The sequence below is a fragment of the Veillonella sp. 3891 genome (assembly GCF_003992315.1).
Lineage (GTDB): Bacteria > Bacillota > Negativicutes > Veillonellales > Veillonellaceae > F0422.
On sequence record NZ_RQVE01000005.1, the window covers coordinates 1 to 18,280 of the forward strand.

Here is an 18,280-nt window from a genome sequence, read left to right on the forward strand (position 1 = left end):
CGCGCAAATGCTTAAATTGGAAAACCCCATACGAGGTTTATCATTCAGTAGAGTTGCATTTGACTTGACAATTCAAGAGGCAAAAAAACAGGTGTATTATTCACTTTAGTTTACAATATAAGTAATAAAACGAATGAAAAAGGACTGAGCACAATCTTGTGTTCAGTCCTTTTTTGCAGTGTAATATATCTACTAAGTCTATATTATCATCACAATATTTATGTAGACTATCTTATTTTAGACAACTAGATTACAATAGTCTGCTGATAATACGTTGGTAGCCTATATTGTATAGAGTTGTACTATAAAATATTACGAGTATACTCTGCATATAATACTTCTAATTCAATCACTTTTTCATTCATTTCTACTTGTAATGTAGATGCTGTATCATAATCACCTTTTGCTAATGCATCAGTAATACGTGTAAATAAAGATTTGCTATCTACACTATCTTTTGCCAAGTATAAACGCAATGTATTGACTTTATTCCAGTTTGCACTATCAAATGCATCTGCTGTATCATGAACAGCTTGTAAAGAACGCACTAATTGAATATTAGCTGGCACAATGCGGTTTGCTAGTTCCAATGTCCAACGTTTTAAAATACCCGCCATAAAGGAATCCATTAAATCTTGTTCAAAAGCACCACCCAAAGTTAAAGATGCTACTTTTTCTGGATTGTTTGTATAGCCTTGGATATTTTCCCATACAGTAGCAGGGGCTTTACCAAATTTACGATCACGCTCTTCTGCTGTGAAATCATCAAATACGTCCACTTCTGAGCGATATTCACGGGATGTTTCTAGATAGTCAGCTACTTCCCCTTCTTTTTTGGATAATTCCGCCAAAATCGCTTCTGGTGCTTTACCCGATGTAATAACATATTTCATGCCATCGAAAGCAGATAAATAAATCAATGCTAATGCAGTATATGTATTCGTATATGGGTTTGGTGAACGCAATTCAAAACGAGTTGCCATCGGTGTATCCACATCGCGAATCAAGCCACAAAGGATCGTACGATTACGACTTGGCAATGCAGGATCTGTACCCAAGGATGTAACGATACATACAGGTGCTTCAAAGCCTGGTTTTAAGCGATTCAAGGAGTCTGTTGTGGAGGAAATAAATGGGTTGATAGCTTCGTAGTGTTTTAATAGACCCATAATAGCACCATATGCCAATGGGCTAGCATGTTCTTTGCGTAAATCCGCTGGGGAGAACAAGTTGTACACTTTGCCATTTTTCATTTTCACCATTACACCAAAATGTGTATGCTCCCCAGAACCTGCTACACCGATGATTGGTTTCGCGTTAAAAGTAACATCTAAACCATTTTCACGGAACACTTCACGAACAATGATACGGGCTTGTAATTCATTATCTGCTGTTTGCAATGGATTATTTGTATATTTCCAGTCAATTTCTAATTGTTCTAATACCCAGTCCACATTACCTTCGTCATCAAGTTTTGCTTTTACGCCACCTACTTCTTTATGGCCCATTTCTGCATGTAAACCATATTTATCTAGTAAGGATACGGCTTTTTCTAAGGCTGTGCGAACAGAACCATGTGTACGTTGCCAGTATTGCTCTTGTAATTTTTGAGATACGGATAATGCTTTCGCATCTACATTTTTAGATGGTGTTTTAACCCAGAATTCTAATTCTGTGGCGGATGTAAAAATAACATCTGCAATTTCATTAGCATCGATGAATTCCAAGCCTTTTACTTGGTTCGCTTGTAATAATTTCATCAATTCTGTTTTTACGTACTCACAACTACGTTTTAAGATAGAGCGAGAATCTACGTAGCGATCACAGTGCTTTAAGAATGCTGGAATACGAAGTGTACCTGTTGGTTTACCTGTAGCTTCATCAATGTGTTCATAGTTGTAGTCCACAAACCAGTTTACACTTGGGTCACCCCACATATCTACACGTGCATTGTTCAATGTTGCAATATTTGTCAATACAACAGAAGAACCATCTGTTTGTACTGCACGACCTTCAAAGAAAGATTCATAATCATCAAAGAATTGCTCCATTGGAATTTTTTCGTCAGTATCATTACCCGCTAAATCAACACCGACTAAAGATACAAAACGAATTTCTGGATGTTGTTCTAGTAAGGCAAGAACACCTTCTTTACCATATTGGCCTGCTGGAATGTAATATAATAATTCTTTGCTCATGATAAACCTCCTCATAATAAACAAAAAGACTCCAAGAAACTATGTTTCTTAGAGTCCTCATTGACTTAGTATTATATTATGCGATTATAGTAACATAATCAATTAAGTCTGTCAACACATTAGTTGACTTTTGCAAGTTCATCTTTGACAATCGCATTGACTAACTTGCCATCTGCACAACCCTTAGTCTTTGGCATAACCAACGGCATAAGGTCACCCATCTTAATTGGTGCAGTTAGGGTGGAAATCGCTTCTACCACAATGTGACGAATCTCATCTTCACTTAATTGGGCAGGCAAATATTTTGCTAATACTTCCATCTCAGCTTTTACTTGAGCAATTAGGTCATCACGATGACCTTTCTCAAATTCAGCTAACGAATCTTGACGAATTTTCATCTCTTTCGCTAAAATAGCGATAACATCTGAATCTTCTAATTCAATTTTCTTATCGATTTCTGTATTTTTTATGGCGCTATTTACCATGCGAATGACTGAAAGAGCAACTTTACCCGCTTCGCGAGCTTTCATAGCTTCTTTCATATCTGTTTTAAGCTGATCTTTTAAGGACATGTTGTACCTCCAAGATTGACTTACGCTTTGAATTTGCGTTTTCTTGCTGCTTCAGATTTTTTCTTTCTTTTTACGCTTGGTTTTTCGTAATGTTCGCGTTTGCGTACTTCAGATAAAACACCTGCTTTTTGGCAGGAGCGTTTAAAACGACGAAGTGCACTTTCAAGCGATTCATTTTTACCGACTTTAATTTCTGACATCTATATCCCCCCCTCCAAAACGTATAATGGAAGTGCAGGTAATTTATATACGCACATACAGATATTATAAGCAGTTGACATATATTTGTCAAGCCTAGTCCCCTATAGTTTCTAGGATTTTATCTTATAATTTCATTTCCATGCCAATTCGATACATACGACCATCAATATATAAATCATGTACTTCACGGTTTAATAGATTATCAATTCCTACATAGGCAGATAATCCATTATTCCATTTTTTATTGACACTGAAATTCAATGTATTAAAAGAGTATTCATTATAACTACTAGCACCGCGATTTCGCGCTTCTTCAAAACCATATTTATGTGTAAAACTATTCCATAATACAGCACTATATCCATTGGATTTATGGTCATCATAAATTAGCTGTAACGTACTAATAGAACGCGGACGATTACTTAAGCGTTCATGAGTACTCATATCTTTGGCATCCACTAAATTATAAGTACCTTTTACTATCAATCGATCGGTTAATTTATGACCTAAAGTGACTTCAAAACCTTGTATTTTTGCTTTACCTACATTGTAATATTGATGACGTTGTGATACACCTGGCACATCAGATTGTATCCGATGACTATCAATTAGATTACTTACACGTGTATGGTAATAGGATGCTTTACCAAATGTTTTACCCCGTTCTGCTTCCAATGCAATATCAAAAGAGGTAGAAGTTTCAGGTTTCAAATTTGGATTTCCAATAATATTCAATACTCCAATTGGTGTTGTATGGAACATATTTAAGTATAATTCTGAAATACTTGGGGCTTTGTATCCTTTACCAAAGTTAATTTTCATTCGTGTATGTGTATCTATTCCATAGACAACACCCACTTTTGGTGTTACATTATGTCCAAATTGACTATTGTGTTCATAACGAATAGCTGGTGTAAAAGAAAGTTTTGCATTGACTTGCCACAAATCTTCTAAGTATGTTGCCCAAGAATCATAATGAAACTTTTTAGTTTGTTTCATTTTATGTGCATCCAACCCACCTAGACGAGTTCCTTCATAGATAACACGTCGGTACTCACCACCGAAAGTTACATTATGATGATCCCCTACATACATAGTGTTCTTTCCTTCGAGGACAATATTTTTGTACTTAGCCGCATCATAATCACTAGCAGGATATAAAGATTGATAATCAAACTTCAATGATGTTGGTGGTGTTGGTGGTTTACTTGGCATCATCACATTGATAACACCTTCAGGTAAGGTCCGACTATCTGTCATACGGTAAGATTTGTCTAATTGACTATAATAAGTAGAAATTTCATAGGCATTTCTTGCTGTCTTACCTGTATAGGTAATTCCAGTTTGAATACTTTTATTATCAAACTGTTCTTGCTTATTTAAATTCACAGGAATCATTTTTGCCCCTGCCATAAATACCATTCCACTTTTATGGAATACAGTCGCATACTTATCAGCATTATCAGTTTGTAGTTTTTCTTTAAAATAACTGAAATCCACTTTAATTTTATTTTGGTTAGCATTTTTTAAATCATAAACAACACTACTATTATAGGATTGCTTATGTCCATACATGATACGACGATATCCTTCTGTATAGCCTGTTAATTGTTTTGTTCTTTCATTGAAAGTCTGATCTGACATATGTCGATTAATAGGTCTTTCTTTCGTCACATTCACATTGAAACTTGTATTCCAACGATCTTGAGTCCCACTATTAAACGTATAATGTGCTTGCTCATGTTTAGTACCGCTAGATATACCAAAAGATTGTGACATATCGGTAGGCTGCTTCGTAATAATGTTAATGATACCGCCCATGGCATCTGAGCCATATAAAGCAGAGGATGATCCACGGACAATTTCAATGCGATCCACTTGGTCTAAATTAATACGGCGCAAAGTGTACACATTCGTCGTATTGGATGCATCTTCACCAGCTAAACGACGACCATTGACAAGCACAAGGGAATGGCGTGATTCCATACCACGAATCATCACCTGATTACCAGTCATCCCTGCTTCTGATAAATTAATATTATCAGCTAATTGTAATGCACTTTCTACTGTATCTGCCCCTAACCGTTTCATATCTGCTTGTGTAATAACTTGCACCGCAGCAGGACTATTTTTAATAGTTTCTGCTCGTTTTGATGCCGTAACAACTACTATATTATTTTCACTGGCATCCATTGCATGTGTTACATATGTAGGTGCTAATAAAGTACTGAAAATAGCTCCATATAAGGATACTTTTACTAGTTTATTCATGATACAACCTCCTAAAAATTATTCATATAATGCGTTATACATTAATTCCAATGTTTTTGTTATTCTTGTGCCAGGGTTCAAAGCAAACAAACCACCCGGTACATAGTGAATCTGCCCCGTTTCTACGGCTTTGATATGTTGCCAAGCTGGATTCGATTGCATTTCTTTCAAAAAGGATTCCTTAATCGATGGATCTGGATACATAACTACAAAAATAATTCGCTCAGGATTTTGTTCCTGTATAAATTCTAAACTCAGTGGCATATAAGGCGCTTCACTCTTCATATATTTACCAATGTTGTCGGCACCTAATGTATCTAATAATTTACCGCTGAAAGAATGATTTGTACTGACGTTTAGATTACCTGGTGTACCCAGTAACAACAATGTTTTAGGATGTGGCTTATCCTTTATTTTCCCTTGATAGTCTGCAAATACAGTATTGATTTTCTCTATTTGCATCTTGCTTATGTCTGGATGATTCGTTAGCTCACCGAATAGTTGCAAGGATCTATTCACATCTTCAAAGGAGTCCAAATCATTAATGTATAAAGGAATATTGGCAGCCTGTAAAGCCTCTCTTAGTTTTATATGATTGGCTATATTCATACCAATAACCAAATCAGGATGTAAACTAATAATCTTTTCCACATCTGGATTATATGTATTCCCTACAGAAGGGATATCCTTCACCTTATCTTTTAATTCTCCCGATAAGGAAGCCGCATCCATACGGCCCACAATGGTTCCTTCTACGGCCAAATACATATCAATATTGGCTGTATTTAAGATCACAACCCGTTTGGGATGACTTGGCATGGTCACAGAAGTTCCCGTCCTGTCAATTTCCGTTCTTGTTGCCGCCTCTTGTGTTACTGCTGTTGGCGTATCAGTAGTCCAAGAACACCCTGATAGTGCCATCAAACCACATAGAACAGAGGTACAAGCTACTGCATTCCACAATCGCATTAGTTTCCTCCTAATAAAAAAATCCATTTTCCCTATGGAAAATGAAACTTATCCGAACACTATATATTGAGCACTTGCTCACTTGTTACTTAAATTTACAAACTGTTAAATCAATTTATTCTATAGTAATATAAATGAAAATTTTTGTCAATTAAAAGAGAGGCCATAGAGACCTCTCTTTTATTTCAAATATACATAGCTAATTAAAATTAACTTCGGACAAGCTAGACTAGTTTTATCTAATCGATTCATATCTATTGATAATACTATACGTTAGATCTTATAGTGTATACTAATTGCTTTTACCAACAAATACTTGTATAGACTCATACTTTGGCTCAATAATAGTGTTTCCTGTAAAATCTAAAACACCATATTTACCATGTTGTTTATAAACTACGCTTTCTAAAGTAGCAGTATCCACCTTAGATGTGTCCGATGGTAATTGCAATAGACTTTCCCCTGTTAATGGATTGACAAGGTATGTATTATTTCCTCGTTTACCAATTAATCCACTATACACACCATAGAATGGTTTAGGCGCCGTGATGGAATCATAACTTTCACCAATTTCACGGAATGTATCTAAGGAAATCATTCGATAAGAGGATCCAGATTTACCAACCAAAACCGTAGGAGCTACTACTTCTAATTTTGAATACGCAAATGGAAGCACAGTACTATTATCTTGACGTTTTACACCCCAACGCCCTTCTTCATCTTGTAAGAGAAAGGCTCCTAGTTCTGGCATATATGTAATATTTTTATAGACCATTGGGAATACTTCAATCCCCTCTTTGGTATACAACCCAAAACGACCATCTTTGTAGGTCATAATCCCGGCTTCAGTTAATGGACTAACCATCTGATTTTTAGAAGAAATAACTTCTTTACCTGTTTTGTCAATATACCCTCGTTTTAATTTAGAGGTTGTCCAAGCATAGTCAGTTTCACCATAGGTTGCCTGATGATAGAATGCACCTTTCACCAAAGCAGCCGCCAATGTATTAAAAATTCCACCAAAATTTAACCCATGAGCTTTTCGTGTTACACGAGCTATCCCATTTAGGTAGGGTTCAATTTCATCATACTCTTTCACAGAAAATAGTATTTTTCCACTTTCATCAATAGCTACCTTTTGTTTATTGCCTAATAATACAAAGGCAATTCCTTCACTGAAAGGAGCTAATACGCGTTGAATCCGCTCACCCTCAACTTGTTGTGGCATTTGTATTTTACGGGGTTGAGTACCTTCCGTTTGTGAGATAATTTTCAAAGCTGTAGCTGACTCTACATGATTACCTTCATCATCAAAATATAAAATAGATCCATCTCTTTGATAACCGGAAATAAGACCTGTATTTTGATTCCAACTTAGAGAGGTAAATATCTCATCCGATTTATATTCTCCAGTTCGAGCATTGAATATAGCTACTAATTTATTCGTTGTGCCTACGCTATGCAAGTCACCATACAATTCGTTATCAAGTTTAAATGGTTTATGATGTAACATTTGCCCTTGCAGATTATAATAGGTGGTTGCCTCTCCTTTCATGGAATAGATTAATCCAGTAGAGGATACCTCAACATGCTTTGTTGGCATCACAATGGAAGAACCAGTGTTCACTGTTTCTAATACTGTTTTACCTGCCTCTTCATACAGTACAACGTCTAACTTTCCTGTAGTATCTAGTCTACCTATATGTAACTCTTTTTTAGGCCCCATGACAGGTTTCCCATCCGATGATAGGATCACATTACCCTCTTTGGATTTACCAATGTAATAGTATGGCGCATGGCTAAGTTGTTTCATTTGCGATTGTACATGACTTACACTGTTTGCTTGTTCTGCCACTGTATACGTTTTGTCAGGATACTCAATATGCTTGCTGAAAGCGCCTAATACAAAGCCCCTTCCTTCATAGTATCCACGCATATATTCCATCCCCCGATAGTAGCCTACCCCGTGATAACCAACACCTCCAGATACATGCGTTTCTGCTTGTACTATAAACGGTGTCATCATAGTAGATACACTTGCTAAAGCAAGTCCTAGTGCTATTTTCTTACATACTTTCATTAGAGCACCTACTACGCTTGAAATACAGCTTGTGCCTGTGCAATTTCATAACGCAATTTTTCTTCATCAATGGTTAGTAGTTCCTTATCTTTCATTACTACTTTACCACCCACAATAACAGTGTTTGCATCTGATGAATTAGCCGCATACACTAGGGATGCTACATCATTATACCGCGGTTGCCAATGTAATCCTGATGTATCATAGAGCACAATATCTGCACGATATCCCACATCTAATACACCCAAATCATGATAATCTAATGCTTTAGCACCCATAACGGTACCTAGTTCCCAAGCTGTTTGAGCAGGTATAGCTAATGGATCATATAGACGAGCTTTATGTAACATAGCTGCCAAACGCACTTCTTCTAACATATCTGCATTATTGTTGCTAGCAGAACCATCTGTACCTAAACCTACCACAATTCCTTTAGCAAGCATTTCTGGCACTGGTGCAATGCCACTAGCTAACTTTAAGTTAGATTGTGGATTATGTGCCACGCGAACGGATTTTTCTTTCATAATATCCATATCTTCATCTGTTATATGCACACAATGGGCGGCTAAACAACCTAAATCAAATAAACCTAAGTCATTCATATGTGCAATTGGAGTTTTACCAGTAGCTTTTATAACATTTTCTACTTCTCCTTTGGTTTCGCTTAAATGCATATGAACTTGCGCCCCTAAATCATGACCTAATTGAATTACTCGTTCTAAATACGCATCAGGGCATGTATATGGTGCATGAGGTCCTAGCATCACCTTGATTTGATCTTGGTTGTAACCGTGATACGCTTCAAACAATTCTTTACTTTCTACTAACGCTTGTTCTGCCGTAGGCGCCACACCAGCCATACCACGAGATAAAACGGCACGAATACCTGTTTCTTTAATAGCTTCAGCAGTTTGATCCATAAAGAAATACATATCACTAAAACAAGTGGTACCTGAACGGAACATTTCTGCAATGCCTAACTGTGTACCCCAATAAACTAAGTGATTATTCAATTTAGCTTCTGCTGGCCAAATAGCAGTTTGTAACCAATCCATTAACTCTAAATCATCTGCGTAATTACGTAATAATCCCATAGCAATGTGAGTATGCGTATTTACCATTCCTGGTGCTGCCAGCATACCTTTACCATCAATAACTTCTTTTGCTTGAGGTACAGCATCATTGGAAACAAATTCTTTAATGTATCCATTTTCAACAACAATAGCAGTATCTTTTAGAATTGTATTTCCTTGTAACACATCTACATGTGCAATAACAACATCAACCATGTTCAACTCCTATTTCATTTTCTTTTCTTGTAAATCACGAATACTATTTTTGAAAGGAGGTCGTAAAACCCCTTCTTCTGTAATGATAGCTGTCACTAAATCATGAGGTGTGACATCAAAAGCTGGATTCAATACTTCAATATCTTGTGGTGCAGAAGGTACACCTTGGAATTGCAATACCTCTAGGGGATTACGCATTTCAATAGGAATATGTGCTCCTTCTTCCATGGAGAAATCAAAAGTACTATACGGCGCTGCTACATAGAAAGGAATATTATGATGTTTTGCCAATACGGCTACACTATAGGTGCCGATTTTATTCGCCACATCACCTGCTAGGGTAATACGGTCAGCTCCTACAATGACTGCATCAATAAGGCCTTGTTGCATAGCGTAACCAGCCATATTGTCAGTTTGCAATGTCACAGGAATACCGTCTTCATGTAGTTCAAAGGCCGTTAACCGAGAGCCTTGCAATAATGGTCTTGTTTCATCTGCATAGACACGATCTAGCTTACCTTGTGCGTGAACTTCACGGATCACGCCTAAGGCAGTACCTATTCCTGCTGTAGCCAAAGCTCCTGCATTACAATGTGTCAAAATGCGATAGGATTCTTTATCTTGGAATAAGGTAGCCCCATGTTTTGCCATACTTTCATTTAAGGCTACATCTTCTGTATCGATGGCGATAGCTTCCTTTACAAGCACCGCATCTAATTCGCTAATATCGCCTTTGAAAGTATCTACCACACGTAATACTCGATCGATAGCCCACATTAAATTAACAGCTGTCGGTCTAGTTTGACGTAACGTTTCCGCAAAGGCTCTAAATTCAGACAAAATCTCTGCACTAGCACCACCACGATGATAGCTTTCACGGAAGGCAAGAATTAATCCATAGGCAGCGGATACACCGATCGCAGGGGCCCCACGAACACGAAGCATTTTAATAGCTTCAGCCACTTGACGCCAATCAGTACAACGTACATATTCCACAGATGTAGGTAATTTCGTTTGATCTAAGATAATAACTTCTGATCCATTCCATTCAATACTTTTCATACCGCTCCCTCCATAGAAACAAGTAGTATTAATGTGTTTCTTCGATTAATAAAGTTTGCATATCTTCCTTAGAAAAATGATAATTCTCATTGCAATAATGACAGGTTAATTCTGTCACTTCATCTTGGGCTAGTTCTTGTTTATCATGCATTGGTAAACTTGCTAAGCGATCAAAAAAACGTTCTCGACTACAAGGACATGCAAAATGAATACGCTCACTATAGACCTCTTGTACAGTAAATCCATCCAAAATACGTTCCATCAAGTGTTCCGCATTAGGATTTGCTTTCAAGTAATTAGTCACAGGTCCAATGGTTTTCAGATTTGCTTCAATTTTATCAAATGCATCATTCGTTACATCTGGCAAAGCTTGCACTAAAAAACCACCTGCTACTATGGTGTGGTAACCAGGATCTACTAGTACCCCCAAACTAAGAACGGAACCTACTTGTTCAGACATAGCTAGATAATACGCTAAGTCTTCCGCTACTTCGCCTGTTTGGATAGGACTTTGAGAGGTATAGTTCTGACGAAGTTTCGTAAACCGTGTCACTTGTACTTCCCCATTACGACCTACTGCGGCCCCTACATCGAGTTTCCCTTCTCGCAATAGAGGTACATCTACATGCGGATGATCCACATAGCCACGTACAGTATTATTACTAAATGCATCCACATGAACTATACCTAACGGTCCATCGCCACGCAATCGGATACTTACATTTTCATCATTTTTAAAATCACTAGCCATTAACATAGCCCCAGTCATAGTGCGACCAAGAGCAGCTGTTGCTACGGGCCACAAATCATGGCGAACTCTCGCCTCTTCTACGGTATCAGTGGTTACGGCAATAGATAGACGCAACCCTTCTGCTGTTGTATAACGTTTAATAAAATCCACGGATATCCTTCTTTCTACATAGATTCCAATAGATTAATCATTTCGATAGCACCCATAGCACAATCAAAGCCTTTATTACCAGCTTTTGTACCAGCACGTTCGATAGCTTGTTCAATGTTTTCTGTTGTTACTACACCGAACATAACAGGTACGCCAGAATCTAAAGACACATGAGCAATACCTTTTGCTACTTCATTACACACATAATCATAATGGGTTGTGGCACCACGAATAACAGCACCTAAACAAATAACAGCATCATATTTGCCACTTTTTGCCGCTTTTTGAGCAATCAAAGGAATTTCAAACGCACCTGGTACCCAAATAGTAGTAATGTCGCTATCTTGTACATCATGACGTAATAATGCATCTTTTGCACCGCTAATTAATTTAGATGTGATAAACTCATTAAAACGGGAACCAATAATAGCAAATTTCTTACCTGTACCTATTAATTTACCTTCTTGAATCATTGTAATTCTCCTCTATTTATAGTAGACATATTTAGACCTGAGCGCTCCATACGCTAAGTATTACTTTCATACATTATATTACAGCATATGACGCATTTTTTCTTTTTTTGTATTTAAATATTTTGCATTAATGCTATTTGCTTTGATAACGATAGGAACACGCTTAGATACAGTAATGCCCCAACGTTCTAAATCCTCTTTCTTTTCAGGATTGTTTGTTAATAGCTTAACACTTTTTACATCTAATTCGCGCAACATTTGTGCTGCTAAAGAGTATTCACGCATATCAGGAGGGAATCCTAACTTCACATTAGCTTCTACTGTATCATAGCCTTGATCCTGTAGTGTATAGGCTTTAATTTTATTCGTTAATCCAATACCACGGCCTTCTTGACGCATGTAGATAACGATGCCTTCTCCTTGCTCTTCAATGCATCGCAACGCATTTTCCAATTGTTCCCCACAGTCACAACGATGAGAACCGAACACATCGCCGGTCAAACATTCAGAGTGAATGCGCATTAACACGTCAGATTTACCACGCACATCACCTTTTACAATCATAAGATGTTCTTTATGGTCCACTTCATTTTTAAATATAATGATGCGGAAATCACCGTATTTCGTAGGCAATTTTGTTTCTGCTGCAATACTCACCAATTTATCATGACGTTTTCTGTATTCTATCAAGGATTCCACAGAGGCAATCTTTAAATTATGTTTTTTACTGAAAGCCAATAAATCATCCATACGTGACATGTATCCTTCATCATTGGTGATTTCACAGATAGCTGCCGCAGGATATAATCCAGCTAGTTTACAAAGGTCAATAGACGCTTCTGTATGGCCTTGGCGCACTAATACTCCACCCTCTTTATAACGCAATGGAAATACGTGTCCAGGACGTCTAAAATCTTCTGGTTTTGACTTTGGATCAATAAGTTTTTGCATTGTTACAGCACGTTCTTCTGGAGAAATACCTGTGGTAGTATCCACATGGTCTACTGACACAGTGAACGCTGTTTCATGATTATCCGTATTTTTTTCTACCATTTGAGAAATGCCAAGTCGTAGCAAATCACGCTCCAACATCGGTGTACACAATAAACCTCGAGCCTCTTTGATAATAAAATTAATGCTTTCACGAGTAGCAAATTCAGCCGCCAATACTAAATCACCTTCGTTTTCGCGACTTTCATCATCTACAATAATCACAGGCTTACCTGCTTTTAAGTCTTCAATTACTTCTTCAATAGAGTTTAATGTATAGGACATGAGTATCATCCTTTCTATAAAAAGCCGTTACGCACCAAAGTATCCATCGTTACTGTACTAGTATTACTAGATTCCTGATGAGTTCCTTTCATAAAGTGCTCTATATAACGACCAAAAATATCTGTTTCTAAGTTCACTGTAGTGCCAATCGTAGCATATTGCAAAATAGTGTTTCCAATTGTATGAGGAATAATTGAAATTTCAAACCATCCAGTTCCCACCTTGGAAACAGTCAAACTAGCTCCATCCACAGTGATAGATCCTTTGTATATGACATAGTGTAGAATAGCATCATCTGTAGCAATACGAAACACAATGGAGTTACCCACATGATCCTTACCGATAATCTTACCTTGACCGTCTACATGGCCTGCCACTACGTGGCCACCGAAACGACCATTGGCAGCCATAGCTCGTTCTAAGTTGACTTTACTTCCTGTCGAAAGATTGAGCAATGTTGTCATTTTCACAGACTCTGGCATCACATCAGCTGTGAACCGTTCAGCTCCAATGGTAGTTGCTGTTAAGCACACACCATTGACTGCTACAGAATCACCAATTCTTAAGTCATCGAAAATGACAGTTCCTGCAATTTCAAGGGTAAGTGAGCTTTGGGAACGTTTTACACTCTGTATGGTCCCTATTTCTTCAATGATCCCCGTAAACATAAACGCCTTCTCTTCCTTTTCGATAACTAATTATCTTCATATTATCACCAACAGCCATCACTTCATCAATGTCTAGTTGCACTGCTTCGTCCAAGCTAGAGAAACCTAAGCCACCCACAGCTGGTGTGGCGCCAATACCACCAATAATACGATTTCCAATATAGGTTACCAGTTTATCAAAAGATTTTGTCTCTACAAAACTAGCCACCACTTGGCTACCGCCCTCAATAAGCAAGCTCATACATTGACGAGCTCCTAGTTCTTCTAAAATAAAAGAAATAGCTAAGCCTCTTTCATTTGATGGTGTCACAATGACTTCTGCGCCTTTATCACTGAAAGCGCCCATTTGTTCTAGTCCACACTCTTCGCCAACAAATATTGTTATATTGCGATTAGGTACTGTCCAAATAGTCGCATCTAATGGCGTTCGACCTTGAGAATCTAGAATAAATAGATGTGGTTGCTTTTCTATTGTTTCTTGTGGAAGACGACAACTAAGCAATGGGTCATCCGCTATTATTGTGCCTACTCCCACTAACATACCATCTACTTCTTTGCGAATGCGATGACCGTCGATTCTCGCTTCCTCGTTGGTAATCCATTTTGATTCGCCACTAGCGGTAGCAATCTTTCCATCCATAGACATGGCGGATTTTAAAATAACGAAAGGCTTACTTGTTTTGATGTATGTAATAAATGCTTCATTCATTTCCACACATTGCCGTTCTAAGACGCCAATCTCCACTTCTATACCAGCTTCTCGTAGCATCTCTAATCCTTTACCCGCTACTAATGGATTGGGATCAATCATACCGATGACAACACGAGTAATACCAGCGGCAATAACCCGCTTCGCACAGGGCGGTGTCTTTCCATAATGTGAACATGGTTCAAGCGTTACATACAAGGTAGCTCCTCTGGCATCCATGCCAGCCTGATGCAAAGCATATACCTCTGCATGAGGTTCCCCTGCTTTTTGATGATATCCTTCACCAATGATGCGACCATCTTTTACAATGATAGCCCCTACCATCGGATTCGGAGATGTATATCCTCTTGCTTTTTCTGCTAATTCAATCGCTTTTGCCATATATTTTTCATCAGTTGTCATATGTGTCATGGCTCACCTCTACACAAAAAAGGGACTATATACATAGTCCCTTTAGCATTCCAAATATTTGATAGCATACACAATAGCTATCAATATACTGTCTTTTCCCATCCAGACTTTACTGTCGGTTCCGGAATATTACCGGATCTGCTCTCAAGAGCTTGCGGACTATTATACCGCCGGTCAGGAATTGAGGTTCCCCTCGCACCTTGCCTCAAAGACTTATGTATTTAATTGTAGTTCTTATCTCTATAAGATGAGTTTATTGTATCATAGATTACTTGATATAGCAATGAAAGTTGCCATTCACCCTAACTATATTACAGATTTTCGATGATAGCTAGTCACATCAGTGCCAATTTTTTCGTACAATTCTTTTTCAGTAATCTTTCGGTTCCTAATCGCTTGTAACTCTTTTTTTGTAATACCAATCAGTGCAATAAAGTCAACTCGACCATATGGTGTGTCAAGAGATTGTAAGTCCTTATCGGGAACTGTAATAAATGCAACAATGTTAGATCTACCTGCAATATCTATACCGGTATTTTTACTTGAATGAATACCTTTTACTAAATAAGTATCCTCATAAGGCTCTACTTTACTATTTTCTTGTATAATATATTTTGCAAAATTCTGCAAAAGCTTAATTATATTAAACTGTTCTCTTCTTTCCTCAGCTTGATCTTTATACTCTCCAGTTTTTAATTTAAATGTTAATTCCATACCAAATCCACTTTTAGTTTGGTCTTTACTTTCTTTATTATACAGTTCTGTTAATCCATATGTGATGAAGTGAAAATAATCTTCTTCTTTATGTATGCTAATTTGCTCTAAAGGTTCAGTTCCACCTGATTCCCAAGCTATTTTCGGTGTGTAGTATCTTGCATTCTCCCACAAGGGATGTATACGTTTCACTTCGTTTTCTATAGCATCCATCCCATAGCGGTGCGTTTCTTTTGCAACAGGAGTTCCTTCATCCTCTTTTTGTTCCCTAGGGGCAATATTAGCAAATTTGCTATTAGGATAGTTTGACTTAAAATCAAAGAAAGAAAGTCTACTTACACCAGCATTGAGTGTTTCTTCTCCCTCTTCAGTACCATATGCACTAACAGAAGAACTTGTACCTGTAGCACTATGAACTGTTTCAGATGCTATATCATCCATAGCAAAAGTCCATAAGCAGATTTGTCCCATCACAGCTGCTGATACAAATATTTTTGTACTTATTTTCATAGTATCTCCTTTTTTAATATTTTAGAAAAACCTTCTATTTATCTAATATATAGCTATTACGATCTTCTCACACTATCGTCTAATCATTCTATTCGTTGCAGTAAAACTTCTTCGATTGCTTTCATACGTTCTGATGTGACTAACTCATATTGTGAGTATACTTTATAAATTAATTCTAACCCATTTTTGTGTATTAATACATGTTATTTCTCTATCCTAATATTCTTCTATATCTTCTGTCATTTTTAACTTAAGTATACGTTGTTTACTAGAAAAAATCTATCTATTTCATATATATCTACAACTAGAAATGACTTTTATCACATTTTAGAATTCTATGTATTACAATTTGGTATAATAAGTGTTTGTATATTTATGTCTTTTATCTATACGGACATTTACAACGTTATCATTATACCTTCATTAATTGATAAAAACTTGACATTTTAGGTATACTTTAACTATTTCGTATATTTCGCCCTGTTTACCGAATATAAATTCAAAAATACTTAATTAAGTATCTTATAAACCACGATAAAATGATTAATTGATATGCGTAATACCTAAGGATATATGCTATGATGAGCATATAGTAAAGGTCTACTATCAACATCATTGTGAAAGGAGTGTATTTTTATGAACACCAGTCCAACTATTGGTAGTAACAACAGTTTTTGGGATCGTAAATGTAATGTAACGGAGCGCGGTTCCACCATTAAGCGAGAAATCTTTGCAGGTATTACAAGTTTTCTCTGTGTCTCTTATGTATTAGCAGTTAATCCTATCATTTTAGGTGCTAGCGGTATGAATGAGGGAGCTGTGTTTACAGCTACTGCTATCTGCGGTATTATCATTACTTTATTATTAGGTTTTTACACGAATATGCCCTATATTGGCATTTCAGGGATGGGGATTAATGCGTATTTTTCCTACACCGTCGTTATCCAAATGCACCACTCATTTATGTTTGCTTTGACTGCTGAACTAATTGCGGGTCTATTGATTTTACTCATTGCACTTACACCTATTAAGGATTACATTTTTGAGGCTATTCCCCACAATTTAAAATTAGCAGTAACCGCCGGTATCGGTTTATTCATCGCCTTAATCGGTCTTAGTAGCGTTGGCATTGTTGTTGCGAATCAAGGCACGATTGTGGGATTAGGTAGCTTTACAGATTCAAATGTCATCATCGCCATGATTGGTGTCATTTTAATTACAGCAATGACCGCTCGTGGCATAAAAGGAACCATGTTCATCGCTATCATTGTCTGTGCCATTTTAGGTGTTTTTTTAGGTATCACTAAGATTCCAGATAGTATTCTATCATTGCCACCTAGTATGGCTCCTGTTTTTATGAAGTTTGACTTTTCTGAATTAGTAACAGCAGACATGTTCTTCGTGGTTTTCACCTTCTTATTTGTTAACTTATTTAACATCGTAGGTGTATTGATTGGTCTCAGTGAACAAGCTGAAGTTCCAGAAGCAAATCGTCAACGAGTGAATGGTAATTGCATGAAAGTAGCTGCTTTAGGTACAACTATTGCTGGTATGTTTGGAGCCTCTCCACATATTGTAGCTGTAGAATCTGCCGCTGGTATTGCTGAAGGTGGACGTACTGGTATTGCTGCCATTACCTCTGCTATCTTATTTGTAATTGCTTTATTCTTTGCTCCTTTATTAATGGTAATTCCAGCAGCAGCCACTGCACCAGTCTTAATTGTTGTAGGCTTATTCATGCTTATGTGTATTAAAACAATTAATTTTGAAGATATCACAGAAGGGATTCCCGCATTTCTAACGATTATCATGATGCCTTTCACCTACTCCATCGGTGTTGGTATTGAATGGGGTCTTGTAAGTTATGTGGTGGTTAAATTACTAGCAGGTCAACAAAAAGATATTTCCGCCATTATGTATGTACTAGCACTTATTTTTATCGTAAAAGAAGTTATGCCATTTATTATTTAGTGGGTA

At 37.2% G+C, this 18,280-nt stretch carries 15 protein-coding genes and 1 riboswitch; of the genes, 1 reads left to right on the forward strand and 14 read right to left on the reverse strand.

From position 1 onward, the window contains the following. Positions 1-302: 302 nt before the first annotated feature. The 14 genes from EO118_RS03795 to EO118_RS03860 all read right to left on the reverse strand — a co-directional run bounded on the left by EO118_RS03795 (position 303) and on the right by EO118_RS03860 (position 16,303). Entirely contained in the window at positions 303-2,198 is a 1,896-nt protein-coding gene (locus EO118_RS03795) for a glutamine synthetase (protein WP_127068713.1), read from the reverse strand. 119 nt (positions 2,199-2,317) lie between these two features. Next, a complete protein-coding gene (locus EO118_RS03800; RefSeq protein ID WP_127068714.1) occupies positions 2,318-2,770 on the reverse strand; it encodes a GatB/YqeY domain-containing protein in 453 nt (150 codons plus the stop codon). Positions 2,771-2,790: 20 nt separating this feature from the next. Next, positions 2,791-2,970: a 30S ribosomal protein S21 gene (gene rpsU / locus EO118_RS03805; protein ID WP_009353131.1), complete on the reverse strand. Its 180-nt coding sequence runs from the start codon at positions 2,968-2,970 to the stop codon at positions 2,791-2,793. A gap of 124 nt (positions 2,971-3,094) precedes the next feature. Further along, positions 3,095-5,242, reverse strand: coding sequence for a TonB-dependent siderophore receptor (locus tag EO118_RS03810; protein ID WP_127068715.1), 2,148 nt, complete (start codon positions 5,240-5,242; stop codon positions 3,095-3,097). 18 nt (positions 5,243-5,260) lie between these two features. Next, positions 5,261-6,211, reverse strand: coding sequence for an ABC transporter substrate-binding protein (locus EO118_RS03815; protein WP_164723875.1), 951 nt, complete (start codon positions 6,209-6,211; stop codon positions 5,261-5,263). A 292-nt stretch (positions 6,212-6,503) separates the two neighbouring features. Next, complete coding sequence (locus EO118_RS03820; protein ID WP_127068816.1) at positions 6,504-8,291, reverse strand: WG repeat-containing protein; 1,788 nt, start codon at positions 8,289-8,291, stop codon at positions 6,504-6,506. A gap of 11 nt (positions 8,292-8,302) precedes the next feature. Further along, positions 8,303-9,580, reverse strand: coding sequence for an amidohydrolase (locus EO118_RS03825; protein WP_127068717.1), 1,278 nt, complete (start codon positions 9,578-9,580; stop codon positions 8,303-8,305). A gap of 9 nt (positions 9,581-9,589) precedes the next feature. Next, positions 9,590-10,642, reverse strand: a complete 1,053-nt coding sequence (gene mtnA, locus EO118_RS03830; protein ID WP_127068718.1) for an S-methyl-5-thioribose-1-phosphate isomerase — start codon at positions 10,640-10,642, stop codon at positions 9,590-9,592. A 28-nt stretch (positions 10,643-10,670) separates the two neighbouring features. Continuing rightward, positions 10,671-11,543, reverse strand: a complete 873-nt coding sequence (gene hslO / locus EO118_RS03835) for an Hsp33 family molecular chaperone HslO (protein WP_127068719.1) — start codon at positions 11,541-11,543, stop codon at positions 10,671-10,673. Between the two features lie 14 nt (positions 11,544-11,557). Further along, on the reverse strand, positions 11,558-12,016 hold the full coding sequence (gene ribE / locus EO118_RS03840; protein ID WP_126939143.1) for a 6,7-dimethyl-8-ribityllumazine synthase: 459 nt from the start codon (positions 12,014-12,016) through the stop codon (positions 11,558-11,560). Between the two features lie 78 nt (positions 12,017-12,094). Next, positions 12,095-13,291 carry a bifunctional 3,4-dihydroxy-2-butanone-4-phosphate synthase/GTP cyclohydrolase II gene (locus EO118_RS03845; RefSeq protein WP_127068720.1) on the reverse strand — a complete coding sequence of 399 codons (1,197 nt, stop codon included), beginning with the start codon at positions 13,289-13,291 and terminating at the stop codon, positions 12,095-12,097. 14 nt (positions 13,292-13,305) lie between these two features. Beyond that, complete coding sequence (locus EO118_RS03850) at positions 13,306-13,959, reverse strand: riboflavin synthase (RefSeq protein ID WP_127068721.1); 654 nt, start codon at positions 13,957-13,959, stop codon at positions 13,306-13,308. After that, positions 13,940-15,070: a bifunctional diaminohydroxyphosphoribosylaminopyrimidine deaminase/5-amino-6-(5-phosphoribosylamino)uracil reductase RibD gene (gene ribD / locus EO118_RS03855; protein ID WP_164723878.1), complete on the reverse strand. Its 1,131-nt coding sequence runs from the start codon at positions 15,068-15,070 to the stop codon at positions 13,940-13,942. Before ribD ends, EO118_RS03850 begins: the two co-directional genes overlap by 20 nt. Before the next feature lie 95 nt (positions 15,071-15,165). Beyond that, positions 15,166-15,296, reverse strand: a riboswitch (FMN riboswitch). Positions 15,297-15,385: 89 nt separating this feature from the next. Beyond that, entirely contained in the window at positions 15,386-16,303 is a 918-nt protein-coding gene (locus EO118_RS03860; RefSeq protein WP_127068723.1) for a suppressor of fused domain protein, read from the reverse strand. A gap of 636 nt (positions 16,304-16,939) precedes the next feature. Here EO118_RS03860 and EO118_RS03865 point away from each other — a divergent pair. Further along, on the forward strand, positions 16,940-18,274 hold the full coding sequence (locus EO118_RS03865; RefSeq protein ID WP_127068724.1) for an NCS2 family permease: 1,335 nt from the start codon (positions 16,940-16,942) through the stop codon (positions 18,272-18,274). The last annotated feature ends 6 nt before the right edge of the window (positions 18,275-18,280 follow it).